Source organism: Mycobacteroides sp. PCS013 (assembly GCF_049532645.1).
GTDB classification, from domain to species: domain Bacteria; phylum Actinomycetota; class Actinomycetes; order Mycobacteriales; family Mycobacteriaceae; genus Mycobacterium; species Mycobacterium gwanakae.
On the sequence record NZ_CP150131.1, the window covers coordinates 4990512 to 5017149 of the forward strand.

Below are 26638 nucleotides of genomic sequence, written 5' to 3' on the forward strand. Positions count from 1 at the left end.
AATGAGATCGAGTGTCACAGGTTAAGGGATCTGCGTCGATGTCCGCGCGCGTACTTTGGTCAATGCCCCCAGGGCAAACACCAGTGCTAGTGCCGTCACCCCAACCCGGACGAGGTTGAGCAGGTTCCATTGCAGTGCGAGACGGTGGAGCTCGTCGGGAGTTTCGCCAAGCGATCCGAAGAAGAGCGTCATGTTGAGCTTGACAATGATGTAGATCGAGAGAGTGACCGCCGCTATCTCGGCGAGGCTCGCGATAAACAGTGAGCGCTTCTCCGGGGCCCGCCATGGGGTGCGCACGAACCAGACGATCAGCGTGACGGCGGCGATCTGGGTGAGCGGGATGTAGTAGTATACCGGGTTGGTGACCACGGTGAACTGCTGAAAGGCCCGTAGCTGTTCCTTGGTGTCACCGGCGATGTTCGGTCCGATCACGACCGCCTCGTAGAGGTTTCCGAAGAACCACATCGCGATTCCGAACACGGTGAAGTACATCAGTATCCGACGGCCCATCGGCACATACTCCCAAGATTGTGGCGTGATACGGCCGAAAGTCGTCGAAATATGGCCAGCTGCAGGCTTTCGGCATTGCGGTAGTACCGATACCGTCTGCGCGTGACCAAGCTATTGCTCTCCATCCATGTGCTGGCGGTGATTCTCGCGGTGGGGCCAATCGCCGTGGCAGCCAGCATGTTTCCGGCATTCGCGCGGCGGGCCGCCGCCACGCCCGATGGTGGCGGCGAGCTGGGAAGTCTGCGCACCCTGCATCGGGTCTGCCGGGTATATGCCGTGGTAGGGATTGCGATTCCGATGTTTGGTCTGCCGCTGGCCGATCTGATGGGGGTGCTGGGCAGCCCTTGGCTGATCGCATCGCTGGTGCTCACCGGCATAGCGGCGGTGGTGCTGGTGTTTGTGATGCTGCCGCGCCAACAACGGGTGTTGGTCCAGCTGGGCGATGGTGAGTCCCTCGATGCGCGGGTATTCGCGCGGTTGGCGATGTTCACCGGGATCTTCAACCTGTTGTGGGCAGCGGTGACCGTGCTGATGATCGTGCGCCCAGGGTCCAGTACCGGCGTCTAGATGGCGGAAAACCGCTAGCGCGGGCGGTTGGGTGTGCTGTGGAATTGCTGGGTGGACACCGCGACTGCCGCCCCTGCCCGTAGCCGCTGGCTTCCCTTGAGGTTCGCCGCTCTTGCTTTGGTGTGGGGTGCGAGTTTCCTTTTCATCAAGGTCGGGCTGCAAGGACTGTCGGCGCTACAGGTGGCTGCCGCGCGTTTGGACTTCGGTGCCCTGACGCTGGCATCTCTGGTTGTGCTGCTGCGTGTTTCGCTGCCGCGCGAGCTCAAGGTGTGGGGGCACATCGGCGTTGTCTCGCTGACCTTGTGCGTCATTCCGTTCGTGCTCTATCCCTGGGCTGAGCAGAGCATCGACTCGGGGCTGGCCAGCATCTACAACGCGGCGACCCCACTGATGACCACATTGGTGACCCTTGTCGCCTTGCGCGCTGAGCGACCGGGCCGGATGCAGCTGCTCGGATTGGGGCTCGGGTTTCTGGGGGTGTGCGTGGTGTTGGCCCCGTGGCAGTTGATCGGCCACGGAGGGCCGGTGCTGGCGCAGTTCGCGTGCTTGGGGGCAACCATGAGCTACGGGATCGGGTTTGTGTACATGCGCAAGTACGTCACGCCGCTGGGGCTACCCGCGCTTGCGGTTGCCGGTATTCAGGTGGGTTTGGGAGCGGTGCTGATGACCGCCGTGGTGGCGCTCGCTGACCATCACCGGATGGCGATCACCCCCGTCGTGCTGCTGAGCATGGCGGCTCTCGGGGTGCTGGGCACCGGACTGGCGTACGTCTGGAACACCCAGATCGTCAACGGATGGGGTGCCACCGCCGCGTCCTCGGTCACCTACCTGGCCCCGGTGATCGGGGTGCTGCTGGGGGCCCTGGTCTTGAACGAGCGAATCGGATGGCATGAACCCCTGGGAGGGGCGATCGTGGTCGCAGGAATCATATTGAGCCGCAAGGGAAGTCGTTGACCGGTGGTCACCTGGACCGGTGCCGCATGCGCCACCGCAGCGGAGGCTCGCCGAATCGGCGTTGGAACGCCCGGCTAAACGCGGCGTCGGAGGTGTAACCGACGGCTCTGCCGACCTGGCTCACCGTGTCGGTGCTGAAGCGCAGCAGATGCGCTGCCCGGTCGAGCCGTCGCTCGGTGATGTAACCGGCGGGCGGTTGCCCCAGCAGCGCGGTGAATCGTTGGGTGAAGGCCGAGCGTGACTGCTGCGCGTGCTTGGCGAGCTCCGCGATGGACCAGGGGTGCGCCAGGTTGTTGTGTATCGCGGTGAGGACGGGTGCAAGCCGGGGATCCAGAGCCGCGGTGAGCCAGCCTGGTTCAGCGCGGTCGGAGGTCGACCACTCCCGCAGTGCGTGAATAAACAGCAGGTCCAGGATCCGTGAGAGCATCACCCAGGAGCCCGGGCTGGGCGTGACGACTTCGGCCAGCACGAGCTGGAGAGACAGTGATAGCCATTCATGTCCGGGCTGGTCGGTCCGCACGACGATGGCTGGCGGCAGGACCGACAGTAGGGGGTCGGCGGCCTTCTTCTCCGCGGTGAATCGTCCACTGACCCAACGGGTTGCGGTGTGGCTATCACGCGCGCTCACGTGCCCGTCCGCCGCAGAAAGATTTCGGACACAGGTTGGCTCGCCCTGGGCGAGGCGGTGCGCCGTACCCCGTGCCAGCAGCACCATGTCCCCTGCGCCGAGGATGTACTCGAGATCTCCGTCGATGTGCACGCGAAGGCCCGGAGTTTCTGCGATGTGCAGCACGCGCTCGTTCGGAGGTAGTGCGATGTCGAAAGGCGGCTCGGAGGAGCAACGCATTACGGTTTCTCCGCGCAACCCGATGGCGGACAAGACTCCCGAGAAGGCGTCGATATCGGGAGAATCTGAGAACCAGCTGTGTGATTTTGGCTGATCGGCAAAATATTCAGGATGATCGGTCATACCACTTGCTCCATAGTCCAAATATGTTGGTGGAGCCCCGGTAAGTCAACAGCGCCGCCGAGAGCGGACACGACGGGGTCGAGGTCGTCCAACATCTACTGAGAGGCAGATATGTCCAGCAAACCGGCTATCGTCCTGGTCCACGGATTCTGGGGTGGCGCCGCACATTGGGGGAACGTGATCGTCGAGCTGCACAAGCGTGGCTACGGGGAGCTATATGCGGTCGAGAACCCATTGACGTCACTGGCCGATGACGCTGCCCGCACACGGCAGATGGTGGAGCAGATCGACGGCCCGGTGCTCCTTGTCGGGCACTCCTACGGTGGCGCGGTGATCACCGAGGCGGGCGATCTCCCGAACGTGGTGGGCCTGGTCTATGTCGCGGCGTTCGCTCCCGACGCGGGGGAGAGCCCCGGTCAGCTGACCGAGCAGCTGCCGCCTGCTGCGGCGGCCAATCTGGCCCCCGACAGCGATGGCTATCTGTGGATCAAGCAGGACAAGTTCCGTGAGAGCTTCGCGCAGGATCTGCCCGAGGACGCGGCCCTCATCATGGCCGTCACTCAAAAGGCGCCACTGGCATCGACATTCGGTGACGCCATCACGGCACCCGCATGGAAGGTCAAGCCTTCCTGGTACCAGGTATCCACGCAAGACCGGATGATCAACCCGGATAACGAGCGCAAGATGGCGCAGCGGATCAACCCCCGCAAGACCATCGAACTGGACGCCAGCCACGCCTCGCTGGCGTCGCAGCCCGTTGCTATCGCCGATCTCATCTCCGAGGCCGCTGAGGAACTCGCCGGCTAAGAGAATCACGCGAGTTGGGGGCGTCGGCACATGCTGCCGGTGCCCCCAACTGCGTTCGTCAGGTCGTCAGGTCTTCGGTAAAGGCCTCGTCGGCAAGCTCTTCGAGCTCGCTGCCCTTGGTTTCAGGGCCCAGCAGGTATCCGGCAATCGTCAGGATCCACAGCCCACTGAGCGCAAGATAGGGCGTCTGAATTCCGTAATGCGTTATGGTCCAGCCCACCAGGGTGGGCGCGGCAATGGAGACAACACGGCCACCGCCGACCGCGATACCGAATCCGGTGCCGCGCAAGACAGTGGGGAACAGTTCGGCGACATAGGTGTCGCCGACGCCCCACAGCCAACCGAGTGTCGCGATGGAGATGGCGCCGAACACTAGATACTCGGACAGCGATTCTGACGTGGCCCCCAATGCCGTAGAGGTGATTTCGATGACCGCGGCGAGGATGGCCGAGGGACGCCGCCCTATCCAGTCGGCGAGTGCGGTGCCAATGAAGACGAAGACGGCTTGCAGCAGAAAGAAGATCAGGGCATAGCGGATCGCTTCCACCGAGGTGGCGTGGAATTTCTTGACGATGTACGTGGTCAGGAAGAGGGTCATGCCCCAATAGCCGACCGCGTTGGCGGTGTAGACCAGCCAGCCGACAATGAGCCGTCGACGCACACCGGGGACATGCCACAGCTTGGGTTTGGTGGCGCCGCTTTCGATCTTGGCTTTCGTCTGGGTGTAGCGGTGAGATTCCTTGATGCCTTGCCGGGCAAGGAAAAGTACGACCGCGGGCACGATCGCGACGACGAATGCGGCTTGCCAGCCGAACCGTGGTACTAGGACCAGGGCAACGCCGGCGGCGAGCACGTATCCCAGCGAGAACAGTGAAAAGATGACGCCGCCAACGCCTATGGCGCGGGTCTTGGCCGGCCACACTTCGGCGGTGTAGGGGGCGCCGACCGCGAGCTCGCCAGCCCCGCCGACGCCCGTCAGGAACCGCAGCCCGGTGAATGCGGCGACGTTCGTGGTGAGACCTGCCAGGGCGGTCGTGATGCCGTACAGCAGGATCGAGGCCCCGAGTGTGGTCTTGCGACCCCACCGGTCGGCAGCGAGACCGAAGCCGATGGTGCCGATGGTGTACCCGAGCAGAAAGATCGAGCCGATGTAGCCCGCCTGGGCCTCGGTGATGTGCAGCGTCTTCTTGATCTCGGGCAGCACCAGACCGTAGATGTTCACTGCATACGAGTCGAAGCCGTACCCGAGGCCCGCTGTCACGGCGACGAAGAACGCCTGCCGGAAGGTCACCGGGCGGGATTGCCGCGCGGGTGTCTCGGTGGTTTCCTCGGCTGTCGACGTCATTGCCCGAACGGTAGGCAGCGGGCGAGGGCCTGATAAGGCTCCTGCTCCCGCTGATCACAACCAGCGATGTGGTGCCCCCACCAGGGCTCGAACCTGGGACCTGCGGATTAAAAGTCCGTAGCTCTACCAACTGAGCTATAGGGGCGCGGAGAGACAGGATACTGGTTGGCTCACCACGCGAGCACCGTGGTTATCCGGTTTGGGTTCTGGGCGGGTTGTGCCCTAAGCTGGGCGAGCTCCCAACGCGACAAGCGTTGTGGGTACCCCGGAGAGATTCGGAATGGGCCCCCATCGTCTAGTGGCCTAGGACGCCGCCCTTTCACGGCGGTAGCACGGGTTCGAATCCCGTTGGGGGTACGCAACCAGTCATACTGGGAGCAGAGTAAGGCCCTGTGGCGCAGTTGGTTAGCGCGCCGCCCTGTCACGGCGGAGGTCGCGGGTTCGAGTCCCGTCAGGGTCGCCAGTACGGCGAGGCAGTATCTGTGGATCTGCCGTCCGGCCAGGTAGCTCAGTTGGTACGAGCGTCCGCCTGAAAAGCGGAAGGTCGCCGGTTCGATCCCGGCCCTGGCCACCATTTCTGACCTGCATGAACACAAATTCTGCACTCTACGGATGTTTCGGGGTGTCCGGTTTCTGTCCGTTCTTTGTGGACAAATCAGATGAATGAAGACGGTCAAGATTGATTGCGACCTGATCGAGTTCGTCTGAGTAAAGGTCACTGTAGATATTCGCGGTCACGGTGGGCGTCGAGTGGCCCATGGTCTTCTGTACGTAGCGGAGATCAGCGCCGGAGGCGCGGGCCAAGCTGGCGTAGGTGTGCCGGAGATCATGAATCGTGAGTGGCGCAAGTTTGGTGGCTTGAAGGGCCTTTGACCAGTGGCTGTGGCGGCGCCAATTGTTGGAGCGGAGCATAGCGCCGTTCGGCGACGTAATTGCTGGGTCAGCGGGGGCGCGGCCCTCGATACGCAGTGTCAGGGCATCTATGACGACTTGGGGCAATGGAACAGTACGGACAGCGGCGCGGGTCTTAGGCGGACCGACAACTATGCGTCCGTTGACCTCGGGGGCTGCTTGCCGGACGTACAGGCGACGCGCGGACAGGTCTACATCGCAAATACGCAGGCCAACCAGTTCGGACCAACGCAGGCCTGTGTAGGCCAGGATCGTCACCACGTCGCCTTGATCGCCGCATGCAGTAGCCAGGCTGACGACTTCTGATGCCGTGAGGTATCGATGGCGGTCACGTGGCGGTATACGCCCGGCCGACACTCCCTGCGCCGGGTTGCGATGGATGCGGCCGTCTTCCCGCGCGACCTCCAAAATCGATCGCAGCAGCCGCAGTGTTGAGACTTTGGCCCACGGACCCACCGTGAGGCAGTCAACGAACTCCTGAACCTTCTGGCGGGTTATTTCATCGACCGGCATGTGGCCGAAGCGACGAGCGATGCGCAGTTCCCAGTGCTGTACGTAACCGCTCCATGTCTTGGGCGACACTGCGGGCCGTTTAGAGGCGCTGTACTGCGACCAGATGCGGTCTAACGTCGCCTTCCCAAGACGGGGGTCGAACCGTTGAGTCCCGAGGGCGGTCTCGTTATCCCGATCGGCCTTAAACGCTCGCGCCTCGCGGAGGCTACCGAACGTGGTGGATGTTTCCGTCCAGCCGGTTGTCGTCGCCGGGTCGCGCACTAGGTAACGGACCTGATAACGAGGCTGGCCAGAACTGTTGAGGCGCTTGCGTATACCACGAGGAACCGAGCCTGCCATCTAACGGCGAACCTGGCGAATCCACTTGCGCACGTCAGCTGCGTCCCAGCGACGGACACGATCAGACAGTGAATAGCAAGGCGGGCCGACGTCTTCGCCTTGGTCTCGTAAGGCGCCCCAGCGGTTCACCGTGGCAGCGGAAACGCCGAGTAGATCTGCTACCTGGTCGGCTGTCAGCAGCTCGGGAAAATCTTCCGGGGCCCGTGTATTCGTACTGAGCTGGCGTACCGTCATGATGCTTCCTTCTGGTGGTCGATGCTCACGCGGAACCATCTTGCGATGATTCCTTGTGCCTGAACGAAATTCATGTCGTCTTTCCGAGTCTTCCGAGATTAATCGGGTGCGTTGAATAGGGCTTGGCTCAGCAGGTCAAGGGGATCGGCGGTCAACTGCTGGTGCTGTAATACCGATTCCACAAGGACAGGCTCGGGGGTGAAAGGTGCACGGAATTTGCATAGTTCGCTGTTGACGTATGCAACGCCTACGCCGGTTGGCAGCCCGAGCGGGGAAACGAGATCGTCGGTTGACCATTCGCCGAGGACAGCGACAGCCGACTCGCGGCTTCTGACGTTGAAGCAGACCCGCAGCTCTGCGTTGTCGCGGATTGGGGTACTGATCGCGTCTGCTGTCGGACGTTGGGTCGAAAGGACAACCACGATGCCTGCGCTCCGCCCGAGACGAACCAGATCCCTTATTAACAAGTCGATCTCGGTCGCCAGAGCCTTATCTTCCTTCGTGACGAATGCGGTGGGCTGGAGCTGCTGAACCTCATCGACGACTACGAACACAACGGGGTTCGATGGCGAGATCGGAGCCGACCAGAAATTCGGCGTACCGATCAGTTCGATCATGTTCTTGCGGCGGTGGTTCATCAGCAGTTGAACTTCGCGAAGTCCGTCGCGGACATCAAGCAGGTCTGCTTCGGCGGCGAGGTACCGATATGAACGGGGTGCCAGAGCCGCCAAATCGTGCCCGTGTTTCGCGTCCACTAGCACCCATTGGCACAGCGGGCTGGAGGCAAGCGCGGCGAAAACCCCTGTGAGCCAGGCTGTTTTGCCCGAACCGGGAAGTCCGCCGACCACGAGTCCGCCAGTGTTGGCCACAGGTAGCGACAACCAGTTGCCGTCTTCGTCGAAGCCAAGCCCGAGCGATAGGTCAGAAGCCGGAATCACGTGATCGGCGACGATATCCGTACTAAGCGGATCTTTGACCCGCAGCTGTACCTCCAAGTGATCGGAACGATCGATCACAACAATGCTAGGAACAGAGAGAGCTGCTTGCAGCCGAGGCGCAGCTGACTGCCATGTCTCAACCGAGTGCCCCAGAGCCGGAAGTACGGCCAGCGATGCGCCGTACGGAGTCGGTAATGCGCTACCGACAACTGTCGGTAGGTGCTCCACCGGCTCGATAGCCGTGGACCAGCCGCTTCGAGCCTTGCTGGTGTGAGTGAGCCCCACAGAGCGGCAGAGGTTCTGAAACTTCTTGGGAGACTGCAACAACTCGATGGCTGTCGAAAGTGGAGGATCGAAACTAGACCGGACCTCGGCGGACCGTTGCCAGTGAATCAACGCCCACACAATTGCCGCCAGGGCGGCTATCAGAAGTAAACCCAACCGCAGATCCGTTGGTAGTACGGCGCCGACGACGAGGAAGGCAAATAGACTGAGGACGATAGCCTTAACCGGCATTTTGGTCACCGCCGGCAGGACGGCGCGAAGTGGTTGAGACAGACGGCGTGGGTTCCACAGATCCGACCGACAGCCACAACCCTGTCTTTGGGCGGACATTGCCCGGTGCGGTGGCCCACGGGGCGGCACGGACACCTCGCAGCTTGACTGGGCCAGAGTACGTTGGCTCGGTACCCCAGACGGTCCACGAGATAGTTCGTACCCCAGTCTCTGTACGTACCAAGGCATCCACTACCCAGCCGCACTCACCGGACTTGTTTCGGGCCTCGACCTCCTGCCCATCCCTGAACTCTGTCTTTGAACGAACCTGAACTACGTCTACCTGGCTGAAGAACTCATCGGCCACTGGTACGTCATTGAGACGGTCTATCGCCATTTCTTTTACTCCTTCGGATCTCTCGTGCAGAGCCTTAGCGGGAACGTTCTGCTGGTGTTTGGGCGGTGCCCGGCGGGGGTGCTAGAGCGCCACCGCTGGGTGGCAAAGATGGCGAAATAGTTGGCTTTGCAGCGGACCCGATCATCGGCATCGGCGCATCGTTGAATACCCGAACAGTCATCGTCGAAGGCCCCGGGTTAGGTAGCGGCACTCGGCCGGCTTGCAGAACCCCGAGAGTGAAGGCGAGTGCTACTGACGACACTAAAATTGCGGCGGCAGCCGCAGCTAGTACAAAACGGGAAAGCCCCGTAATCGATCTGTGGTGAAACATGGAATCTATCTCCAGGGATGTCAAGTCCACGGCTAACCTCCAATTGCTGAATGCGGTGCATGAAAATCATCTGTTACCCAGTGTGAGCGCAACTGTTTCAATCCGTCAATCCAGTCGCGTTTCAGAACCAAAAAATCGTCGTTTAGCTGCATATATACCGGTCGTGATGGAAGGCCTTGTTGGCATTTCAGTGCGTCGATGAGCGACATGTTTTGTGTTCGATATCGGTATGCATGAGTGCGGTACAGCGAATCATTACACGCATGAGTGCGGTACAGTTTTACCCAGGTGATATGTGTGTGCCGACCGTTGGTTCATGTATGTGTGACAGATGTTGGTTCATATGTGTGTAGACCATGTGTGTCGGCGCGGAGTGATCCAACGAGTGAATTGACGGACTTCAGCAAGCGCGTCACTGTAGATCTATGACATCGATAGCAGGCTCCATTACCGGAGAGCTTCACGACCCTGGTAGCCCGTTGCGAAACTGGCTCTGCATGCATCTGCCGAATACAAAGAGGATTCAAAAAGAATTCCGCGAGTCGGTGGTAAATAAGTGTCTTGAGCCTCCGAAAGGCGCGCGTGTTGGCACGATAGGTACGGCATTCGACTGTTTGATTCGATTTACCGTCACGCCGGACGAACGCCCAGAGGCGGCGGCACTCGGTGCAGCTTGGGCTCAAGTGCAAAGTGGCAAGAATGGTCCCGACTGGATGGATCGATTCGAAAGCATCGCGTCGCGTCTCAGTGAGATCGCCGAGTGTTTGTCGCGGAACGGCGGCGAAGATCAAGACGTAATTGAGGAACTGATCCGGGGATGCTGGGCGCTAGCGCTTTTCACTGAGGTCGGTAGAGCCATCGATTTGCGCCAATCTCCACTATCGGCCAGCTCTGGGTGTGACGTTGAAACATGGTTCGGGTGCTCAGATTCTTTGAGAGCGGATGAGTTGAAAGACCTTGCAGCTCTGTACAACACCAGTAGGAACAACCTAATACCCTTCATTCGGGAGTGTGGTGGGCCCCTCCGTGAGGACACCACCATGATGGGCCCGCTGGCGGGTGACGCCGATATCATGGCTGGGCCATGGACAATCGAAATCAAGGCCATTGTCGACAGACGAAAGCAAGACGGGACGCCGCGATACGGGCTGGATTTACGGTTGTTATACCAAGTCGTTTGTTACGGTCTTTTGAGTCCGCCTGAGAGCGGTATCCAGCATTTGGCGCTGTACAACGCACGGTACAACCATCTGTTCTCATGGAAACTTGACGACATGGTGTCAGAACTTGCTGGTTACCGCATCGGGGCCAAGGATCTTGCGGCACAGCTTATTTCGTATTTGTATGAGAGTTACGCTACCTAGTGTCATCGCGCAGCGACATCAGGGCACCAGATTCTTGGACGTGGAGAAGGGCTAAGTAGATGAGATCAAGCCAGGCACCCCAGATCTTCGAGCGTGTCGACGCCTCGCCGCAAGAACTTGAAGCCATGCGCCGCGAGGCCGAAGAACTCAGGAGGCGAGCGAGCGAACAGTGCAGCGCCGGCGGCGAACAATGAGGTCAAGCCGGGCGCCGCAGATCTTCAAACAGGCCGACGTAACGCCGGAAGAACTTGAGGCTGTACGACAGCGCGTAGAAGAGCTCAAGGCGCAAGCTCGCGCTCAGTACTGCGGCGAGCATTACAAATGACGGGTAGGCGGCGGCACACTAGGCGCGGCGGGGAAGTGCCGGACAGTGCTGCACACGGCCAAATATCTGATGCCGCACCCGCGCGAGCAGAAGCGCAGCATGAGTACGAAGCTGATCCCGAACTGCGAGACCTGATGGCCCGTGCAACAGCGTCGCCTACCGTACGTCGGGTTCGAGTTCGCAGAACTTGAGTGCGGGCAGTCACTATCGTTCAGAACAGGGCGGCGGCTACGGCGTGCCAGTGCTGACTAGGTATCCAAAAATCTGTGATCGGAATCTCGCTGAGCCCCCACCAGGCGTTGTAGCGTTCTTGGCATGAGCGATGGCAGTGGGTGGTACGCACTGGCTGGGGTTGGCGTTCAAGTGCTCGCTAGCTTGGTTGGGAAGGTTTACCTCGGTTCAGATTCTCGTCTGATCCGTAAGGTTGAGAAAGAAGCAGCACTCGCTGATGTGCTTACCGGAGACGCGAAGACAGTTATAGAACAGCTCATTGAGTTTGACGTTCATCAGCTCGCACTCCAGAGAATCAAGAGAGCCTCCCGAAAAATTAGCTGGTCCTCAGTCACGGCGATAGTCTTCGTTGCTCTAATTACGGCCGGAATTGGTTGGGGGCTAGCCTATCTGGCGCTCAACCACGGATGGTACTGGTGGATACTGTTCACGATTACGACATTTTTTGGAATTGCTCTTGCGGTAGCGGGCGCTGGTCAGTTGTTCGAGTATGACGACGAGACCGACCCAGATGACACACCAGAAGGTCCATCTAGCGGCCTGAATGCGGCCTGACTGCGGGCTCGGCCAGCGCCTGGCCTGGGGATCGCCGAGCACACAGACGCTTGGGCGAAACGTCCGCGCAGGAGCGTGAAGCTATGCGCGGGGGCGGCCAAAAACCCCGTAGGAAAGCACGAGTGGCCCAGCTGCGAAAACGGTTAGTAGACAGCAAGAAGTATCGGGCTGAGGTCAGATTCGACGGGGGGTCTGGCGCTGCGCGCGTAGATTCCGGATCTAGTTATCCTGGGGTGGCTCGTCAAGAAGCTCTGTAATCGTGATGGTGGCATCCTTAACGCTGCGGATGCGGAAACGCATGTCTAGTAAGTGGGACATCTGACGAAGCAAATCGAATGGGTCGACGCCATGGATTTGAATGTCAGCCGCTTTCACGTCAGACACATCTGAAATATGACGCTCGCCTAAATCCGATCGGCGCACGGCGATGACGTGGGGATTGTGCATGCCAGACTCGCCGCCGCCGAAATCAAGGCCCACTATCAACCACTCGGCCGGATCAAGTCCTGTCAGTTGGTAGACACTCCCGGACTCGGCCATCTTCTGATCGATTTGTGCTGTGCCAATCCAGTCGGGGTAGGTCACCACGGCATCGCCCCACGTGTATTCGTCCATGCTCTCTCTTTCCGACGCGTGAAAATTGTTGACAGATATGCATACTAGGCAACTGCACGTGAAAGTTGTGCCGCAAACGTCGGACCGTTGTTGACCAACGCATACCCACCGGCAAGGCCTCCTTGGTCGCACAACGCTCGTCGGCGGCGTACTTTTCGGTACTTCACTCGGCCGGTCGCCTTATCTACTCTTGGGACGATCCGATGTGCTGTCCGGGGTACGACCGCCGATGGAAATCGTTCACTAGCGGCGCTGTAGGCAGCCTGGGAGCGCGACCATCGGCGGATGATCCGACGAGTTGCAAGGTAGGCGTCTACGCCAACCTCGGCCGTAGCGGTAGCCTTCCGGAGCCCGTAAATCCCCCAAAACCGGCCGGGGCCTCGACCGGGTTCCCTCCAAAGGCTCGGCACAATGTGTTGGTATTCCTTGTCTCCGTGGGTGTTTGGTGACGAGTGTTTAGTGAAATATATTGCTAGTCGCTTTGGATCACAGGCCCGCAGACCCGACAGAATGTCGATGGCAGTTCCGGCCTGACAATGGCGGCTTCTCTGCTCATGATCGGGGTGGTCCACGATGTCGGCCCAGGTGTCAGATAACCAGGCGGCGAAAGAAGTGCCAGTCTTGCCGGGGGAGCGCGGCGGGGCCATCCATAGGTGAACGTGCGGCGCGCCGCGGCGCTGGAATTCCAGTTTCCAAATGTAACGGACAGGTTCTCCGTATTCGCGTTGAAATCGCTTGCGCCACAAGACCATGTGTCGTTTTACGGCCGCGCCGGTCGGGGCGACAATTTCCCAGTCACCGGGGTAGGTGAGTGTCACCATCACTGGAATTCGGCCCGATTCTACCAAGGGTGTGTAGTCGAGTTCAGCAAAAGCCCTGCACATCATGGATCTGGACTTGCGTGACCACTCGGTGATCAATCGGCCTTGGCGGCCTTGGACGATATCTATCCAATTACCCTCGGCGACAGCGATGATCGGCCGCGGATCGAGTCGAGAGGCACGGGCGAGTAGATCTTTCACGCGGTCGTGCCAACCAGCCACGCCTAAGTTGTGCTGCTGTACAGCTCGTTCGGATGCTTTCTCTTGGCGTACTGGGTTTTTCCAGCTGAGACGCACGACGCCGGGACCGATCGTGATCTGAAATCGAGCGGACTCGGGTTCAACACCCAGACGGTCGCGACCAGCGGCCCACGGGGCGGCCTTCTCGAACAACGCGGCGGCAGAGGCCACCATCTCCGGGCTCGGAAACCGCAAGCCCAGAGCATCAGACGCCCGCAGCTCACGGGCCTCACGATCTCCAGAGACCTGGGTGCGGACATTTTTGGCACATATAACAAGCCCGGCGGCGGTGGCCGGGTTGGGGCCTGCGCCGCTCCCGCCGTCCGGCCAACCGCTGACGCTCTCGCGCCCTACGGCCCTTCGGGCCTCGGGCGCTCGCGACCGGCCGACGTCCACGGCTTCGGCCGAGGCATCTCGTCTGCACTGGCGGGGTTTCCTGGTGCCGGAAGTCGTCTCCCGGTCAGGGTTGTCGAGGGTGACTGATGGTGCGATGCTGGGCATCGGAGTACCTGCTCCCTGGGGCCCCGACGCAGATCACTGGAATGAGGAGCGTCGGGGTTTTCCCATGTCGGGAGTGCAGGCGTCGTGTCCGGTTTATGTCCGATCGTCAGACAGGCTGAATGCGTCGGACCTGCTCAGTGCGCCGTATTCGACGTACGAAAGCAGTTAAATCGCAGGTCAGTGGCCATTTTATCCACCTGAAAAGCGGAAGGTCGCCGGTTCGATCCCGGCCCTGGCCACCACGAGAGCCCGCCGGAGACGGCGGGTTTTTCTGTATCTGTGGACCAATCGTGTCTATTACCTGAGGCATAGTCACTGCCGTCGTCGACTCACGAAAGCGGTATTGTTAATTAATACTTAACCAGTATAGTATCTAGTTATGGTTAAGTTTGCCCCTCGAGACCGGTCCCATTCAGCGTGGCGGGGGACGTACTGGCGGACTGGACTGCTTGCTATCGCGGCCGTCGGCATGATCGGCGCCGTGGGCTCCCCGGGGCTTGCTCACGCGGGTCCTGCGGGGGTCGGTGATGCGAGTGCCGTTATTAACGACCTGAAAGCCAAGGGCTACCGGGTGATCGTCTCCAAGAGTGGCGCTGCGACAGATTTGAGTAGGTGCGTTGCTTCCGTGGAGGAGCAGTCCCCGGTCTACTCAGCGCAGCCGGCCCGGGACGTGCGGAATGCTCCGACAACTGTGTCGGTGATCGATCACAAGGTCGCTCTGGTCTCGATCACCTGCTAGGCGCACACCGAATGCGGCGCCGCTAATCTTCGTCGGCGCCGTCCGGGTCCCAGGTGTTCGGGATCATCGGCGCCCGAGCGCCCTTGCTGAAGTCGTCATCGTGGCCCAATGTGGCCAATCCGGTTGCCGCCAGGCCTGTCCTGGGCACAGTGCCGGTGAACCCCATAGGTCCGGCTCCGCGGTGTGAAGCCGTCGCAGAGGGCTCGCCCCTGTCAGAGGTCACGGTGGCGTCCATGTCCATGTATTCGACGGCGCGGCCTTCTTGCTTGCTCCGATCGCGTCGTCGGCGTGCCTGTCGCGCCGCGGCCGTCGCGGTAGTCCCCGCGCGTTCTGATGCTGAGTTCCTGGCTGACGTACTGGCTCTCGTGTGGACCTGGCTCGCCAGAGCCAATCCGGCGCCGATGCGGGGGCCGCCACCGACCGCATACGGGAACGAGAAACCTGGATCGCCGACGGGTGGGGGAGGAGACGACGGCGCAGGCGCGGTACCTGGAGTGGTTGGCGCTGGTGCGCCGGAGGGGGCCGGTGCGGGAGCCGACGGCGATGAACCAGAGGCGGGGGCTGTGCCAGCAGCCGCTGCGGTGGGGGGTTCCGGGACGGGGTTCGGTTCCGTCGCAAGGATTTCGGGCGACGGTTGGATACCGGCCAGGCCTGCCAACCCGACCACCGAGCCCAGGCTGGCGATCGCCAGGGCGAGCGCGGGCTGGATCAGCGCCGGGGCGAACTGGCCGATTGTCGAAGCCAATTGTGCGGCATGAAAAGCCACATCAGCCAACACCAACGGAAGGTTGGTCAACAGCGCGGCCGGATCGGTCAGCAGGTTGTTCCACAGCAGCTTGAGGTGCTCGACCATCTCACCGGCCACATCCACCCACCACTCCGGGTCGGTGGGGTCCAAATCCCCATGGCCATGGCCGTCGTCGTGGCCGTGCTCGTGGTCATGATCGTGATCGTGATCGTGATCGTGATCGTGCAGGATCGACGGAGGCGGTGTGGAAGGCGGCGTAGACGCCAGGGCGACCTCGGACGCGGCCTGGTATGCCGCCATCGTCGTGGCGGCCTGAACCCACATGCGGACGTAGTCCGCCTCGGTGGCAACGATGGGAATTGTGTTGATACCGAAGAAGTTTGTTGCCAATAACGCTGTGTGCGTGGCGTGGTTGGCGGCCAGCTCGGCAAGAGTGGGCATGACCGCCAACGCGGTGCTGTATGCGCCGGCAGCGGTCCCATGCTGAGCCGCGCGGGCATTGCTTTCGATGGCGCCTTGGGTCAGCCACTCCAGATACGGAATATGCGCCGCCACATACGTATCCGCGCTTGGTCCCTGCCACGTTGCCGCACGGGTGGCGGCCAGAATCGCCCGGAGCTCATCTGCCGTCGCGGTGTAATGCGCACCCAGCGAAGACCATTCGGCTGCGGCTGCGAGCAGCGGCCCGGGCCCGGGACCTCCACTGAGCAGGGTCGAATGCACCTCCGGCGGCGACGCCATCCACACCGGCATAGCCACTCCGCAACCTCCACCGCACTAATGACAACGATAACGATATTCATTTACATTAGCGTGTGGGATGCAAGGCGGTGCCGGTACCCCATAGGGGTTTAGTTTGTTCGGTCTCGCGTGCGACGGAGTTGATGACGAAGACTCCGGAGAGCCGTTGTCGTCCAGCCGTATTCAGAGATTCGGCCGTCAGGCGCCGATCAGATGAGCGCACCCTGCAGACTTCGGCAGGCCTTGGCCACGAAGTCCTTCGATACCCCGGCCCACGGCACGAATCTGTCGAAGCCATGGAAAGCGCCCTCCACGACTTCCAGCTCGCAGGGCACTCCGGCGGCACGCAGACGTTCGGCGTACAGGAGGTCCTCGTCGTGAAACAGGTCGGCCGTCCCGATGCCCAACCAGGCCGGCGCTACTCCGGCCAAGTCCGACCGCCGACCCGGTACGGCGACATTGCGGTCGGTGTCCGCCAGGTACGAGTCCCAGCCAAACCGGTTACTTTTGGTGCTCCACATCCGCAGGTTGGTTTCGTCGACGTCGGTGCGCGTGGTGGTGCGGTCGTCGAGCATCGGGTAGACCAGCAGCTGCGCCGCCGGTGCGACCTCGCCCCGATCACGCGCCAGCAGCGCAAGTGCTGCGGTCAGTCCGCCGCCGGCGCTGGCGCCGCCAATGGCGATGCGTGTTGGGTCGATCCAGCCTTGCACCGATAGCCAGCGCAGCGCCGCATAGCAGTCTTCGACGGGTGTCGGATAGGGATGTTCGGGTGCCAGCCGGTAGTCAACCGACACGACGGGAAGCCCCGTTTCCCGCATGACCTTGCGGCAGAAGAAGTCATCCTGACGTGCCGTGCCCATCACATAACCGCCGCCGTGAATCCACAACAGAGCCGGGGACGGCTCGGTCAGGTTCTTGGGAACGTGTGCACGAACCGTCACGTCGTCGTTCACCGCTACGGTCCGCACCCCAAATCTGGGAAACAGTCCCGAGGTGCGGATCAATCCGCGCAGGGTGGAAAGGGTTCGTGGCAGGCCGACCTGTCGTGGAAATACCTTGGCCGCCAAACGGAGGCTGGGGTGAATGTCAGGTGACGACACACAGCGAGTATGCCGGTGGGAAACGCATAACGTGGCGGTTTGGCATGACGGGGAATGTTTCGGACCCGAGTCCACTTGACCCGTGCGTACCTACGGAAGGACCACCATGACTCCACCACTGAAGGGTCGCCGCGCGTTTGTCACCGGCGGATCGCGCGGAATAGGCGCAGCCATCGTGCGCAGGCTCGCCGAAGATGGTGCGCGTGTCGTCTTCACGTTCTCGAGCTCACCGCAACCGGCCGCGGATGTCGTGGCCGATGTCAAGGAGGATGGCGGCTGGGCGCTGGCGGTCAAGGCCGATGTATCGGACCCGGCCCAGCTCACGGCCGCTGTCAACGAGGCAGCCGAACACCTTGGCGGACTGGATATTCTGGTCAACAATGCCGGCATCGCATCCTTTGGGGACGTGGACACCGCAACCTTGGAAGACTTCGACGAGATTGTCGCGGTGAACGTGCGAGCTGTTTTCGCGGCCATCAAGGCGGCATCCCCGCATCTGGCCGAGGGCGGCAGGATTGTCACCATCGGCAGCATCAACGGCGACCATTCACCTACCCCCAACGCATCGCTGTACTCGATGTCGAAGGCGGCCGTCGCCGGCCTGACGCGCGGGCTGGCGCGTGAATTCGGCCCCCGGGGCATCACGATCAACAACGTTCAGCCGGGCCCGGTGGACACGGATATGAACCCAGAGAACGGCGAGCTGGCGCAGATCCTGCTCCCTAATATCGCGGTAGGGCGCTATGGCCAGCCTCGCGATATCGCCAGCTTGGTGAGCTATCTGGCATCGGATGAGGCCTGGTACATCACGGGAACCGCGATCAACATCGACGGGGGATTCACCGTCTAGCGCTCGCGGGGTCGCTAGGGTCAGATCCATGGCCACTAGCGATACCCGGGAAATCGTCATCGAGGCGACCCCCGCGCAGATCATGGATGTCATCGCAGACTTTGAGGTTCTGCCGAAATGGTCTTCGGCGCATCAGAGTTCGACGGTGCTGACCACGGGCGACGATGGTAGACCGCATGAGGTGAAGATGAAGGTGAAGACGGCGGGCATCACCGACGAACAAACCGTCGCCTACACCTGGGGCGCCGATACGGTCAGCTGGACCCTGGTGAAGGCCAGTCAGCAGCGCCGTCAGGACGGTAAGTACACCTTCACGCCCAAGGGTGATAAGACGCACGTGAAGTTCGAGCTGACGGTCGACCCACTGATCCCGCTGCCCGGATTCGTGCTGAAGCGGGCCATCAAGGGCGCCATGGAAACCGCCACCGACGGACTGCGCAAGCAGGTCCTCGCCACCTACCGGTAGACCCTTCCCTCCGCCAAGCCGCCCTAGTATCGTTATTTCCAATATCGAAACTAGGGAGTCTTGGGATAGTGGATAGACGCCAGGGGGGACGTCCCCGCGATCCGGACAAGGATGACGCGGTACGCGAGACCGTGCGCCAGATGTTGGCGACCGAGGGGTATCAGGGCACCACCATCCCCGCCGTGGCCCGCGTCGCAGGCATCGGTGCTCCCACGATTTACCGGCGTTGGTCAACGCAGGCCGCCATGGTGGAAAGTGCGATCGCGGACCGCCCGTGGCCCGTGGCCCTCGCTGATCGCGGCGAATTCCAGGACTATCTGCCCGTTTTGGTGCGCGCTGTGGTCGAGTACTTTGCCGATCCCGCTACCCGCGCCGCGATGCCGGGACTTCTCGTCGAGTACCACCGCGAACCGGGGCAGTATGCGGATTTGGTCGCGCGCACCGAAATGCCTCTGCGCGAAGCGTTCCGGACTGCACACGCCGAGGCTGTCGCCGCCGGCTGGTGTGCGGACCGGCCCGGGGCGGATGCGCTCTTCGACACCGTTGTGGGTATGGCCGTCTACCACGGCGTCTTGCGCGGCACCGCCGACGAAGCGCTCATCGAGCAGATTCTTGGTGTGGTGGGCGCGGCGAGCATTGTGGACCAGCGAAAAGTGAGGAAACGATGAACCGAGAAACCTTCTCCAGCCTGTTCGACCTCACGGGGCGTACGGCCATCGTCACCGGGGGCACCCGTGGGATCGGGCGATCTCTCGCCGAAGGTTATGCTTACGCAGGCGCCAATGTGGTTGTCGCAAGCCGCAAACCGGAAGCGTGCGCCGAGGCGGCCGAGCATCTGCGCTCCCTGGGCGGCCGGGCGCTGGGCGTACCGACGCACACGGGCGATATCGAATCCCTGGAGCACCTGGTGCGGGCCGCCGTCGAGGAGTTCGGCGGTGTCGACATCGTGGTGAACAACGCCGCCAATGCACTCACCGAACCGGTGGGTGCCTTCACCGTCGACGGGTGGGACAAGTCTTTCGGTGTGAACCTGCGGGGGCCGGTGTTTCTGGTGCAAGCCGCGCTGCCGCATTTGGTGAACAGTTCACACGCGGCAGTGCTCAACGTTGTCTCGGTGGGCGCTTTCATGTTTGGCCAAGGGGTCTCCATGTACTCGGCGGCCAAGGCGGCGCTGGTCTCATACACGCGGTCAGCGGCGGCCGAGCTCGCTTCGCGGGGTGTGCGTGTCAACGCACTCGCCCCCGGCGCGATCGACACCGACATGGTGCGCAAGACCCCGCCCGCCGAGGTGGAACGAATGGCCAATGCCAATCATCTTAAACGGCTCGGAGTTCCCGACGAAATGGTAGGTACCGCACTGCTTTTGACATCCGATGCGGGCAGTTACATCACCGGTCAGACCATCATCGCCGACGGAGGGTTGGTGGCACGATGATTCACACGGAGCATCGCGACAACGGAATCCTGGTGGTCACGATCGATCGTCCCGAGCGCCGTAATGCACTGGACCCGCAGACCGTGGCCGAGCTGCATTCCGTGGTCGAGAAGACCGATGGTGACCCCAAGGTGCGAGTGGTGGTTCTCACCGCCGTCGGCGCATCATTTTGTGCCGGAGCCGATCTGAAGTCGCTGCCCACTGATTTCACCAATATCGGGGCGACCTCCACGGCCGCGCTACTCGGTGCCACCGACTCGGAGCTGGTGCGGACGCTGGCGGCCCAGGAGTTGATGGCCTCGCTGTTCGAACGGATTCACCGGATGCGTCAGCCGGTCATCGCTGCTGTCAATGGACACGCGGTCGGTGGCGGGTTCGCATTGGCGCTAGCCTGCGATATCCGATTCGCCTGCCCGGAGGCCTCATTCGGCGCCGTGTTTATCCGTCATGGGGTATCCAACTGCGATATGGGAACCAGCTATCACCTGCCGCGGTTGGTGGGCGCGGCGCGCGCCGCAGAGCTGATGTTGACCGGACGGGTATTCGGCGCCGACGAGGCGCAACGGATCGGCTTGATCTTCGACGTGGTGCCCACTGAAACCCTCCTTGAGGCGGCGCTCGCGAAGGCCGAAGAAATCGCCGTGCACTCACCGTTGGCGGTATGGATGACGAAAGAGACGATGTGGCAGACGGTCGACGCGCCGAGCTTGCGTCATGCGCTGGACCTGGAAAACAGGACTCAGGTGATGTGTACTGCCACCGGCGAATTGCGCCGGTCCTTCGACGCTTTCAGGGAGGGGCGTGCCTAGTTCTCTGCCGGAGGTCCGGCCAGGATGGCGGTCACCATGTCGATGAGCTGCGCATTCATCTGCCCGTCGTCGAGATAGGTGCCGCTCAGGGACATCAGTCGATTGGTGTGCGCGATGTCGCCCAGAACTACGCAGGTCAGTGTGACCGCCTGGGTGACCCCGAATCGGATCGACGGCAGTGAGGCCTTCGGGCGCAGCCGTACGATCAGTTCCTGTAGTCGCGCGGCCTGAGGCTGAAAGCTCACGCTCATCGGGATAAGCGCGGGGTGCCCGCTGATGAGGAGCTTGCCGAGGGTGGAAAGCCATGCGGTTCCGCCCTCTTCGCCGATCTCGGACAGTGGGACGACGATCGCCTCGGCAATGGCGCGCAGTGTTCCGGCCCTTTCGGCGATGTCCAACAACGCGAACCGGCGCTTTTCGAGCTGATTCAGGTATTTATCGAGAAGCGCCTCGATGAGACGTTCCTTGGATCCGAAGTGATAGTGCACCGACGCGACATTGGTGCCCGCCGCCGCCATGATGGCGCGCAGTGACACCGCATCCACACCACGCTCGGCGAACAGTCGCTCGGCGGCACTGAGCAATCGCTGATCGGTGGAATCATGTGCAGGGGTGTCTGTTTCAGATGCGATGTTGGTCATTGGCCGGTGAACCGCGCCTCTCTCTTCTCGCGGAATGCGGACAACCCCTCGCGTGCATCTGCAGAGCTGATCACCTGGCGGGTAAGGCGGGCTTCGATCGCGCGCGCGTCTTCCTCGGCGATCCAACCGCTGTGTACCACGGCTTCCTTCGCATTGCGTACCGCGAGAGGTCCGTTGCGCGCCACGCGTTCGGCGAGGCTTCGCGCCTTGTCCAATGCGGTGCCCGCCGGCACCACGTGGCCCACCAGGCCGAAATGATAGGCCTCCTGGGCGGTCAGCGGCTCGCCCGTGAGGATCATTTCCATGGCCTTGGTGTAGGGAATCTGCCGTTTGAGCCGGACCATGGAGCCGGCACCGGGCACCAGCCCACGCTGCACCTCCGGAAGACCGAACGTGGCCCGATCATCGGCAACACGGATATCGGTCTGCTGCAACATTTCACATCCGCCACCCAGGCACGCACCGTTGACCGCCGCGATGAGCGGTTTGGTCAGGGTGTGGGTGAGTAGCAGTCCTTTGCCTATGGCGGCGGGATCGAGTGGCGGTGCGGAGCCGTCCCGGACCATCCAGCCGTCGCTGAGATCACCTCCTACGCAGTAGGCGCTACCGGCGCCGGTGATGATGGCCGCCCGGATACCGTCGTCCCCGTCGATCTCGTCCCAGGCCTGGGCGAGCTGTCCCACCATATTGGTAGACAATGCATTTCGCCGATGCGGACGGTTCATGGTCAAGATGACGATCGGGCCGTCCCGCTCGACGAGAAGTTCTCGATCTTCGGTCATGGTTTCTCGCTCCCCACCACCCATAAAGCATGGAACTGCGATGCGCCGCCCATGGCGTGGCCTATCGCGCGTCGGGCACCGTCGACCTGATGTTCTCCCGCCAGCCCCCGCACTTGCAAAGCGGCCTCGGCGAATCGAAGCAGGCCGGTCGCGCCGGTGGGGTTGCCCGAGAGCACGCCACCGGACGGATTGATCGGGTGTCTGCCCCCGAACGCGGTGTGGCCCTCGTCGACGGCGCGCCAGCCCGATCCCTCGGGAGCCAGCCCGATGTTCTCCATCCACATCGGCTCGTACCAGCTGTAGGGGATGTAGAGCTCGGATACATCGGCCTCGGTGGCCGGATCGGTGATCCCCGCCTCGCGGTACGCCGCAGCGGCACACTCCTGCCCGGCGCGTGGATTCACCTCATCGCGGCCCGCGAAATGGCCTGTCTCGGTTCGCCACCCGGTGCCGTGAATCCAGGCGGGCGGTCGTGGCGCATGCGTCGCGAACAGTTCGGAAGAAACGACGACCGCACACGAGCCGTCGGACGACGGGCACGATTCCAGGAACCGGATGGGATCCCAGAGCATCGGGGAGCTGCGCACCTCCTCGACGGTGATATCGGGCTTGTGGATATGTGCGTATGGGTTACGGATGGCGTTGAGGCGATGATTCACCGCGACTTGCCAGCCGATGTGTTCCGGGGCGCCCGATCGGCGGATGTACTCACGGATGACGGGTGCGAAATGCCCACCCGCGCCGGCACCCAGCTGGGCACTGAACGGTAGCGGCCGGGACAGCGCCCAGGTGAAGTTGCCCTCTGACTCCTTGGAATACGCGACGACCAGCACCCTTCCGGCAAGTCCGGCTTGCACCAGATGTGCGGCATAGATGGCCGCGTGCCCTCCGACGCTGCCACCGGTGAACACCCGGGTGACCGGCAGTCCGCGCGCGCCCATCGCGTCGGCGAGGTATAGCTCCGGATTCATCACGCCGTCGAAGAGATCGGGGGTCTTCGCGAGCACGATCGCATCGATATCACCGAACGTCAGCTCCGCGTCGGCCAGCGCGCCGTCCACCGCCTCGCGCACCAGCGCCGCGATGCTGACCTCACGCTTCTTGGCCTGCTTGCTTTGGCCGACACCGACTACGGCGACACGGGCGCTCATCCGCTCGCCTCCATGAGACACACCAGATTGTGCTGCAGTGCAGCGCCGTTGGTGGCGTGGGCAAGTGCTCGAGTGGCGCGGCCCTGCATGATGGCGCGAGCCGATTCACCGATGCGGATCAACCCGGTAGCGGTAGCGGGCGCACCCGCCAGCGGCCCACCGGATGGATTCACGAGCACGTTGTCGATGCCCAAGGCTTTGGTCAGTAGCGGTTCCACATAGCTGTACTCGGTATGCAGCTCGGCGACTTCCACACTGGCGGCAGTGAAACCGGCCATGGCTCCTGCCTTCTCGGCGGCGATGCGCGCCGAGTCCACTACCGTGAGATCCCGCGAGCCGGGGTAGTGCGTGTCCATCCGGTGATCGATCGCCCTGATCCACGCCGGACGCCGGGCCAGGCGGCGTGCCACATCACCGGCGGCCAGGATCAGTACCGCGGCGCCGTCACCGACCGGCGCCACATCGTGTGGACGCAGTGGTGAGGCGATGTACGGCTGATCCAGCAGCGATTCGACTCCCGGAGCACCTGCCCTGAGCGCGAAGGGATTCGACAACGCATCGGTCAGCGATTGGTTCACCACATCGGCCATCTCTCGCTCTGTGGTGATACCGGCCTCGACGACGGCCGCCGCCTGCAGACCGGCGATCGCATGCCGATGCGGATGAAGGGGAGTCAGGTAGTAGGGGTCCAGTGAAGCGGGCGCCACCTGGTCCAGGTCGGTGGGCAGCGCGCCGCGGCCGATGCCGTACACCAGGGCGATATCACCGTGGCCCAGTTGGAGCCATGACCAGGCCTCGTAACACGCCCATGCGGCGTCCATTTCGACATGGGATTCCGATATCGGCGGCCAGGCGCCGACAGCATCGAGGGACTCGATGTACGCGAAGGTACGGCCCTCGAAGAAGTCATGGCTGCCCGATGCGTAGAAGTCGATGTCCTCGCGGCGCAGTCCTACCTGTTCGAGGGCCTCGCGGACCACGGGTAGCAGGATCTCGGCCATATCGTCACGAAGATTTGCTGCAGTACAAGCCGATTGGGAAAAAGAAACCACGGCAACATCACGCATGGGCGGCCTTGCCTGGCACTGGCCGGAAGTAGCGGATGCTCTGCATGCTGGCGCCGAGCTCCTCATCGGTCACCCAGACCGGCTCTACGGTCATGCCGATGTGAACGAGGTCTGGCGCGGTGTCTCCGATCATGTGCATGAGTCTGTTGTCGGCGCCGTGCAACTGGATGTGCGCCACTGCGTAGGGCGGCGCGAACACTTGTCCCGGAAAGGGGAAGCTCACGATGCAGAAGGTCTCCACCGTTCCCGTTCCCGCGAGGGGAAACGGTTCACCCAGTTCCGTCAGGCATCGTGAACAGAATTGCGGCGCAGGACAGTACGCGCGTTGACAGCCAGGGCATCGGCGTGCCAGCAGGCGCCTGTGCGCCAGCCCGCGCAGGAAGATGGAACGACCGGATCCCGCCACATACGTGTAGTCCATGCGGAACGGGCTGGCGATCGAATAGACCGGTTCGGGTAGCGCGGTCACTGCGGGACCGCCGGTTCGAAGCAGACGATATCGGTGATGGCGCCGACACGGTCCGGGCGCCATCGTGCGACGACGGGCAGTCCCGTTTTCATGGTCAGGGGATTCCCGCCGACATCGACGGCGTGGAACATCGCGTTAGTGGTTCCGTCGATGCGGATAAGCGCCCATGCGAAATCGTCCCGCAACTCGTCTGCCGGCCGTGACCGTACCCAGGTCCATTGCAGGACAACGCCCTTCGGTTCGAGTTCTACCAGCTCGCCGGTAGGGCCGGCATCGGCCGGGTCGAACTCGAGTACCGGGCACAAGACCTGACCATGGATTGTCCGCACTCCGAAAAGTCGCGCGTCCCGCAGTCCGCCGAGGAAGGTGCCGATCTTGGGGCCGACGGTGCGCTCGAATCCGAACTCGATCGTGTACGGCGCGCGCAGGGATTCGGAGGATTGGTCGCTCACAGCCCTCCCGACGCGGTTCTATCAATTGATTGAATCGAGCGATAGGACCGTAACACGGCAGTGATGGCGGCCACAGATTTACGTGGACACCAATGCGGCGAGGGATGGCGGTTATCGCGGAGGGGGTGGCTTCAGGGCCTTTTCGAGCTGGGGTGTCAGTTGTTCGAGGGCATAGATCCGGGCCAGTGGGCCTCCGAGCCGAAGGGCGCTCACCACCGGGCTGTCCGCTGGGATGTAGACAGCGCGCCCCTCGGTGACGGCACGCAAATCGGCGAGACCGTTCGTGGACTTCGCCTGCTGTTCAGTGGCTCCCACCACCACCAGGAGGTCCTCGTCGGCCTTGGCCTTCAGCTCGTTATCCGGCACCGGGCCGGAGTATCGCTGGCTGAGGAACCCCAGACCGTCGAACACCGCGCGGCGTGGGTCGCGGAAACCCAAGAGGAAGGTGCCTTGTCCGTCGGCGACCCAATCGACCACGGCCGTGCGGTTGACCCAATGCTGATGTCCGGTGCGTATCTGGTTGTACCGAGTCCCGACCTCTTCGGATCGCATGCGCGCCCGATCAGACTTGCCCAGGGCTCGACCGATGGTGAATAGCTGTGTATACCAAGGTGTTTCGGCGCGATCGACTCGATCTTCCGAGACCACGGTCGGCGCGATTTTGGCCAGCTTGTCGTAACTGGGTCTGTCGATATCGGCGCCGGTGGCCAGGATGACATCGGGTTTGGCGGCCGCGATGGCGTCGAAGTTCAGTTCCGAGCCCGAGACGACGGGGGGATAGGAGACCTCCGGAACGACCCAGGGGTACATCGGGTACTCCGGCAGGGTGGACCGGACGCCAACGGGTTTAGTGCCCAACGACTGCACCAGATCCTGGTCGTTCCATCCCAGGGTGACCACGCGATTGGGTCGTGTCGCGAGGAACGCACCGCCGTACCGGTGGGGGATGCTGAGCGGGAACCCGTCGGGAGACAATGTCGGCGGGGCGGCGGGTGGCGGACTTTGGTTGCGAGAACACCCGGCAAGTGCCAGCAGCGTCAGCAGCGCGGCAATGAAGCGCCATCCGGCAGTTGCCATGCCGAGCAAACTACCATCGCCCGACGCCGATATACGAACGTGATCGCAATCGGCTCGGGGTGAATCGAACGGGCAGGCACCGGGTTGCACGCCCACCACCTGCGAGAACGTCACCAGGCGGGACGCCGTTTGCTGGACGTTGCCATT

General features: G+C 62.3%; 28 protein-coding genes and 4 tRNA genes. 14 read left to right on the forward strand and 18 right to left on the reverse strand.

Going from position 1 to position 26638, the window contains the following annotated elements; translation table 11 throughout:
* Nucleotides 1-21: 21 nt before the first annotated feature.
* Nucleotides 22-510, reverse strand: coding sequence for a DUF1772 domain-containing protein (locus RHO23_RS24850; RefSeq protein ID WP_264922579.1), 489 nt, complete (start codon nucleotides 508-510; stop codon nucleotides 22-24).
* 102 nt (nucleotides 511-612) lie between these two features.
* On the opposite strand from RHO23_RS24850, the gene RHO23_RS24855 reads away from it, so the two are divergent.
* Nucleotides 613-1077: a hypothetical protein gene (locus tag RHO23_RS24855; protein WP_070916655.1), complete on the forward strand. Its 465-nt coding sequence runs from the start codon at nucleotides 613-615 to the stop codon at nucleotides 1075-1077.
* A gap of 51 nt (nucleotides 1078-1128) precedes the next feature.
* Complete coding sequence (locus RHO23_RS24860; RefSeq protein WP_070916654.1) at nucleotides 1129-2031, forward strand: DMT family transporter; 903 nt, start codon at nucleotides 1129-1131, stop codon at nucleotides 2029-2031.
* A 7-nt stretch (nucleotides 2032-2038) separates the two neighbouring features.
* Here RHO23_RS24860 and RHO23_RS24865 read toward each other — a convergent pair whose 3' ends face one another.
* Nucleotides 2039-3001 carry an AraC family transcriptional regulator gene (locus RHO23_RS24865; RefSeq protein WP_264922581.1) on the reverse strand — a complete coding sequence of 321 codons (963 nt, stop codon included), beginning with the start codon at nucleotides 2999-3001 and terminating at the stop codon, nucleotides 2039-2041.
* Nucleotides 3002-3112: 111 nt separating this feature from the next.
* Here RHO23_RS24865 and RHO23_RS24870 point away from each other — a divergent pair, with 111 nt between their 5' ends.
* On the forward strand, nucleotides 3113-3808 hold the full coding sequence (locus tag RHO23_RS24870) for an alpha/beta hydrolase (RefSeq protein WP_057969393.1): 696 nt from the start codon (nucleotides 3113-3115) through the stop codon (nucleotides 3806-3808).
* 58 nt (nucleotides 3809-3866) lie between these two features.
* Here the strand turns inward: RHO23_RS24870 and RHO23_RS24875 are convergent, their stop codons facing one another.
* Both RHO23_RS24875 and RHO23_RS24880 read right to left on the reverse strand, forming a co-directional pair.
* On the reverse strand, nucleotides 3867-5153 hold the full coding sequence (locus RHO23_RS24875) for an MFS transporter (RefSeq protein ID WP_423488467.1): 1287 nt from the start codon (nucleotides 5151-5153) through the stop codon (nucleotides 3867-3869).
* A 69-nt stretch (nucleotides 5154-5222) separates the two neighbouring features.
* Nucleotides 5223-5298, reverse strand: a tRNA-Lys gene (locus tag RHO23_RS24880).
* Nucleotides 5299-5437: 139 nt separating this feature from the next.
* Here RHO23_RS24880 and RHO23_RS24885 point away from each other — a divergent pair.
* The 3 genes from RHO23_RS24885 (at nucleotide 5438) to RHO23_RS24895 (ending at nucleotide 5727) form a co-directional block, all read left to right on the forward strand.
* Nucleotides 5438-5510 (forward strand) — tRNA-Glu (locus RHO23_RS24885).
* A gap of 29 nt (nucleotides 5511-5539) precedes the next feature.
* Nucleotides 5540-5616 (forward strand) — tRNA-Asp (locus RHO23_RS24890).
* Between the two features lie 34 nt (nucleotides 5617-5650).
* Nucleotides 5651-5727, forward strand: a tRNA-Phe gene (locus RHO23_RS24895).
* A 32-nt stretch (nucleotides 5728-5759) separates the two neighbouring features.
* On the opposite strand, the gene RHO23_RS24900 is transcribed toward RHO23_RS24895, so the two are convergent.
* The 3 genes from RHO23_RS24900 to RHO23_RS24910 form a co-directional block, all read right to left on the reverse strand.
* On the reverse strand, nucleotides 5760-6917 hold the full coding sequence (locus tag RHO23_RS24900; protein WP_423488468.1) for a tyrosine-type recombinase/integrase: 1158 nt from the start codon (nucleotides 6915-6917) through the stop codon (nucleotides 5760-5762).
* Nucleotides 6918-7151: a helix-turn-helix transcriptional regulator gene (locus RHO23_RS24905; protein WP_074367546.1), complete on the reverse strand. Its 234-nt coding sequence runs from the start codon at nucleotides 7149-7151 to the stop codon at nucleotides 6918-6920.
* Nucleotides 7152-7249: 98 nt separating this feature from the next.
* Entirely contained in the window at nucleotides 7250-8614 is a 1365-nt protein-coding gene (locus RHO23_RS24910; protein ID WP_423488469.1) for a cell division protein FtsK, read from the reverse strand.
* Between the two features lie 1123 nt (nucleotides 8615-9737).
* Here RHO23_RS24910 and RHO23_RS24915 point away from each other — a divergent pair.
* The gene (locus RHO23_RS24915; RefSeq protein WP_423488470.1) at nucleotides 9738-10676 is read left to right on the forward strand and encodes a hypothetical protein; all 939 of its coding nucleotides are present in this window, start codon (nucleotides 9738-9740) and stop codon (nucleotides 10674-10676) included.
* A 640-nt stretch (nucleotides 10677-11316) separates the two neighbouring features.
* Nucleotides 11317-11787: a hypothetical protein gene (locus RHO23_RS24920; RefSeq protein ID WP_423488471.1), complete on the forward strand. Its 471-nt coding sequence runs from the start codon at nucleotides 11317-11319 to the stop codon at nucleotides 11785-11787.
* A gap of 219 nt (nucleotides 11788-12006) precedes the next feature.
* Here the strand turns inward: RHO23_RS24920 and RHO23_RS24925 are convergent, their stop codons facing one another.
* Nucleotides 12007-12402: a hypothetical protein gene (locus RHO23_RS24925; RefSeq protein WP_423488472.1), complete on the reverse strand. Its 396-nt coding sequence runs from the start codon at nucleotides 12400-12402 to the stop codon at nucleotides 12007-12009.
* 44 nt (nucleotides 12403-12446) lie between these two features.
* Entirely contained in the window at nucleotides 12447-13964 is a 1518-nt protein-coding gene (locus tag RHO23_RS24930; protein WP_423488473.1) for a rolling circle replication-associated protein, read from the reverse strand.
* A gap of 379 nt (nucleotides 13965-14343) precedes the next feature.
* Between RHO23_RS24930 and RHO23_RS24935 the strand changes: the two genes are divergently transcribed.
* A complete protein-coding gene (locus RHO23_RS24935) occupies nucleotides 14344-14703 on the forward strand; it encodes a hypothetical protein (RefSeq protein WP_234798246.1) in 360 nt (119 codons plus the stop codon).
* Between the two features lie 22 nt (nucleotides 14704-14725).
* Here the strand turns inward: RHO23_RS24935 and RHO23_RS24940 are convergent, their stop codons facing one another.
* Nucleotides 14726-16204 (reverse strand): PPE family protein, encoded by a 1479-nt coding sequence (locus RHO23_RS24940; RefSeq protein ID WP_423489291.1) that lies wholly within the window; start codon nucleotides 16202-16204, stop codon nucleotides 14726-14728.
* Nucleotides 16205-16401: 197 nt separating this feature from the next.
* The gene (locus RHO23_RS24945) at nucleotides 16402-17292 is read right to left on the reverse strand and encodes an alpha/beta hydrolase (RefSeq protein ID WP_070941952.1); all 891 of its coding nucleotides are present in this window, start codon (nucleotides 17290-17292) and stop codon (nucleotides 16402-16404) included.
* A 106-nt stretch (nucleotides 17293-17398) separates the two neighbouring features.
* Between RHO23_RS24945 and RHO23_RS24950 the strand changes: the two genes are divergently transcribed.
* The 5 genes from RHO23_RS24950 (at nucleotide 17399) to RHO23_RS24970 (ending at nucleotide 20852) form a co-directional block, all read left to right on the forward strand.
* Nucleotides 17399-18142 (forward strand): SDR family NAD(P)-dependent oxidoreductase, encoded by a 744-nt coding sequence (locus RHO23_RS24950; protein WP_264921858.1) that lies wholly within the window; start codon nucleotides 17399-17401, stop codon nucleotides 18140-18142.
* A 28-nt stretch (nucleotides 18143-18170) separates the two neighbouring features.
* On the forward strand, nucleotides 18171-18608 hold the full coding sequence (locus tag RHO23_RS24955; RefSeq protein ID WP_030094281.1) for an SRPBCC family protein: 438 nt from the start codon (nucleotides 18171-18173) through the stop codon (nucleotides 18606-18608).
* Between the two features lie 68 nt (nucleotides 18609-18676).
* Nucleotides 18677-19276 carry a TetR/AcrR family transcriptional regulator gene (locus RHO23_RS24960; protein WP_264921856.1) on the forward strand — a complete coding sequence of 200 codons (600 nt, stop codon included), beginning with the start codon at nucleotides 18677-18679 and terminating at the stop codon, nucleotides 19274-19276.
* Nucleotides 19273-20043 carry an SDR family NAD(P)-dependent oxidoreductase gene (locus RHO23_RS24965; RefSeq protein ID WP_070920554.1) on the forward strand — a complete coding sequence of 257 codons (771 nt, stop codon included), beginning with the start codon at nucleotides 19273-19275 and terminating at the stop codon, nucleotides 20041-20043. Before RHO23_RS24960 ends, RHO23_RS24965 begins: the two co-directional genes overlap by 4 nt.
* Nucleotides 20040-20852 (forward strand): enoyl-CoA hydratase/isomerase family protein, encoded by an 813-nt coding sequence (locus tag RHO23_RS24970; RefSeq protein ID WP_064407831.1) that lies wholly within the window; start codon nucleotides 20040-20042, stop codon nucleotides 20850-20852. The genes RHO23_RS24965 and RHO23_RS24970 overlap by 4 nt, the downstream gene beginning before the upstream one ends.
* On the opposite strand, the gene RHO23_RS24975 is transcribed toward RHO23_RS24970, so the two are convergent.
* From RHO23_RS24975 to RHO23_RS25005, 7 genes are all read right to left on the reverse strand, one after another.
* Nucleotides 20849-21493 (reverse strand): TetR/AcrR family transcriptional regulator, encoded by a 645-nt coding sequence (locus RHO23_RS24975; RefSeq protein WP_070920552.1) that lies wholly within the window; start codon nucleotides 21491-21493, stop codon nucleotides 20849-20851. The genes RHO23_RS24970 and RHO23_RS24975 overlap by 4 nt on opposite strands.
* Nucleotides 21490-22275: an enoyl-CoA hydratase-related protein gene (locus RHO23_RS24980; protein WP_070920654.1), complete on the reverse strand. Its 786-nt coding sequence runs from the start codon at nucleotides 22273-22275 to the stop codon at nucleotides 21490-21492. The genes RHO23_RS24975 and RHO23_RS24980 overlap by 4 nt, the downstream gene beginning before the upstream one ends.
* Nucleotides 22272-23426 carry a thiolase domain-containing protein gene (locus RHO23_RS24985; protein ID WP_064407834.1) on the reverse strand — a complete coding sequence of 385 codons (1155 nt, stop codon included), beginning with the start codon at nucleotides 23424-23426 and terminating at the stop codon, nucleotides 22272-22274. The genes RHO23_RS24980 and RHO23_RS24985 overlap by 4 nt, the downstream gene beginning before the upstream one ends.
* Nucleotides 23423-24493: a thiolase domain-containing protein gene (locus RHO23_RS24990; RefSeq protein ID WP_264921855.1), complete on the reverse strand. Its 1071-nt coding sequence runs from the start codon at nucleotides 24491-24493 to the stop codon at nucleotides 23423-23425. Before RHO23_RS24990 ends, RHO23_RS24985 begins: the two co-directional genes overlap by 4 nt.
* Nucleotides 24486-24962, reverse strand: coding sequence for a Zn-ribbon domain-containing OB-fold protein (locus RHO23_RS24995; protein ID WP_264921854.1), 477 nt, complete (start codon nucleotides 24960-24962; stop codon nucleotides 24486-24488). Before RHO23_RS24995 ends, RHO23_RS24990 begins: the two co-directional genes overlap by 8 nt.
* The gene (locus tag RHO23_RS25000; RefSeq protein WP_064407836.1) at nucleotides 24959-25414 is read right to left on the reverse strand and encodes an OB-fold domain-containing protein; all 456 of its coding nucleotides are present in this window, start codon (nucleotides 25412-25414) and stop codon (nucleotides 24959-24961) included. Before RHO23_RS25000 ends, RHO23_RS24995 begins: the two co-directional genes overlap by 4 nt.
* A gap of 111 nt (nucleotides 25415-25525) precedes the next feature.
* Complete coding sequence (locus RHO23_RS25005; protein WP_264921853.1) at nucleotides 25526-26491, reverse strand: ABC transporter substrate-binding protein; 966 nt, start codon at nucleotides 26489-26491, stop codon at nucleotides 25526-25528.
* Nucleotides 26492-26638: the final 147 nt, after the last annotated feature.

Excerpts from the sequence above, each read along its gene's own strand:
- RHO23_RS24970 (WP_064407831.1), top strand. The coding sequence starts at position 20,040 with ATGATTCACACGGAGCATCGCGACAACGGAATCCTGGTGGTCACGATC.
- RHO23_RS24875 (WP_423488467.1), bottom strand. The coding sequence starts at position 5,153 with ATGACGTCGACAGCCGAGGAAACCACCGAGACACCCGCGCGGCAATCC.
- RHO23_RS24930 (WP_423488473.1), bottom strand. The coding sequence starts at position 13,964 with ATGCCCAGCATCGCACCATCAGTCACCCTCGACAACCCTGACCGGGAG.
- RHO23_RS25005 (WP_264921853.1), bottom strand. The coding sequence starts at position 26,491 with ATGGCAACTGCCGGATGGCGCTTCATTGCCGCGCTGCTGACGCTGCTG.
- RHO23_RS24955 (WP_030094281.1), top strand. The coding sequence starts at position 18,171 with ATGGCCACTAGCGATACCCGGGAAATCGTCATCGAGGCGACCCCCGCG.
- RHO23_RS24920 (WP_423488471.1), top strand. The coding sequence starts at position 11,317 with ATGAGCGATGGCAGTGGGTGGTACGCACTGGCTGGGGTTGGCGTTCAA.
- RHO23_RS24935 (WP_234798246.1), top strand. The coding sequence starts at position 14,344 with ATGGTTAAGTTTGCCCCTCGAGACCGGTCCCATTCAGCGTGGCGGGGG.
- RHO23_RS24865 (WP_264922581.1), bottom strand. The coding sequence starts at position 3,001 with ATGACCGATCATCCTGAATATTTTGCCGATCAGCCAAAATCACACAGC.
- RHO23_RS24915 (WP_423488470.1), top strand. The coding sequence starts at position 9,738 with ATGACATCGATAGCAGGCTCCATTACCGGAGAGCTTCACGACCCTGGT.
- RHO23_RS24975 (WP_070920552.1), bottom strand. The coding sequence starts at position 21,493 with ATGACCAACATCGCATCTGAAACAGACACCCCTGCACATGATTCCACC.
- RHO23_RS24905 (WP_074367546.1), bottom strand. The coding sequence starts at position 7,151 with ATGACGGTACGCCAGCTCAGTACGAATACACGGGCCCCGGAAGATTTT.
- RHO23_RS24990 (WP_264921855.1), bottom strand. The coding sequence starts at position 24,493 with ATGCGTGATGTTGCCGTGGTTTCTTTTTCCCAATCGGCTTGTACTGCA.
- RHO23_RS24940 (WP_423489291.1), bottom strand. The coding sequence starts at position 16,204 with ATGCCGGTGTGGATGGCGTCGCCGCCGGAGGTGCATTCGACCCTGCTC.
- RHO23_RS24980 (WP_070920654.1), bottom strand. The coding sequence starts at position 22,275 with ATGACCGAAGATCGAGAACTTCTCGTCGAGCGGGACGGCCCGATCGTC.
- RHO23_RS24985 (WP_064407834.1), bottom strand. The coding sequence starts at position 23,426 with ATGAGCGCCCGTGTCGCCGTAGTCGGTGTCGGCCAAAGCAAGCAGGCC.
- RHO23_RS24965 (WP_070920554.1), top strand. The coding sequence starts at position 19,273 with ATGAACCGAGAAACCTTCTCCAGCCTGTTCGACCTCACGGGGCGTACG.
- RHO23_RS24850 (WP_264922579.1), bottom strand. The coding sequence starts at position 510 with ATGGGCCGTCGGATACTGATGTACTTCACCGTGTTCGGAATCGCGATG.
- RHO23_RS24870 (WP_057969393.1), top strand. The coding sequence starts at position 3,113 with ATGTCCAGCAAACCGGCTATCGTCCTGGTCCACGGATTCTGGGGTGGC.
- RHO23_RS24950 (WP_264921858.1), top strand. The coding sequence starts at position 17,399 with ATGACTCCACCACTGAAGGGTCGCCGCGCGTTTGTCACCGGCGGATCG.
- RHO23_RS24900 (WP_423488468.1), bottom strand. The coding sequence starts at position 6,917 with ATGGCAGGCTCGGTTCCTCGTGGTATACGCAAGCGCCTCAACAGTTCT.
- RHO23_RS24925 (WP_423488472.1), bottom strand. The coding sequence starts at position 12,402 with ATGGACGAATACACGTGGGGCGATGCCGTGGTGACCTACCCCGACTGG.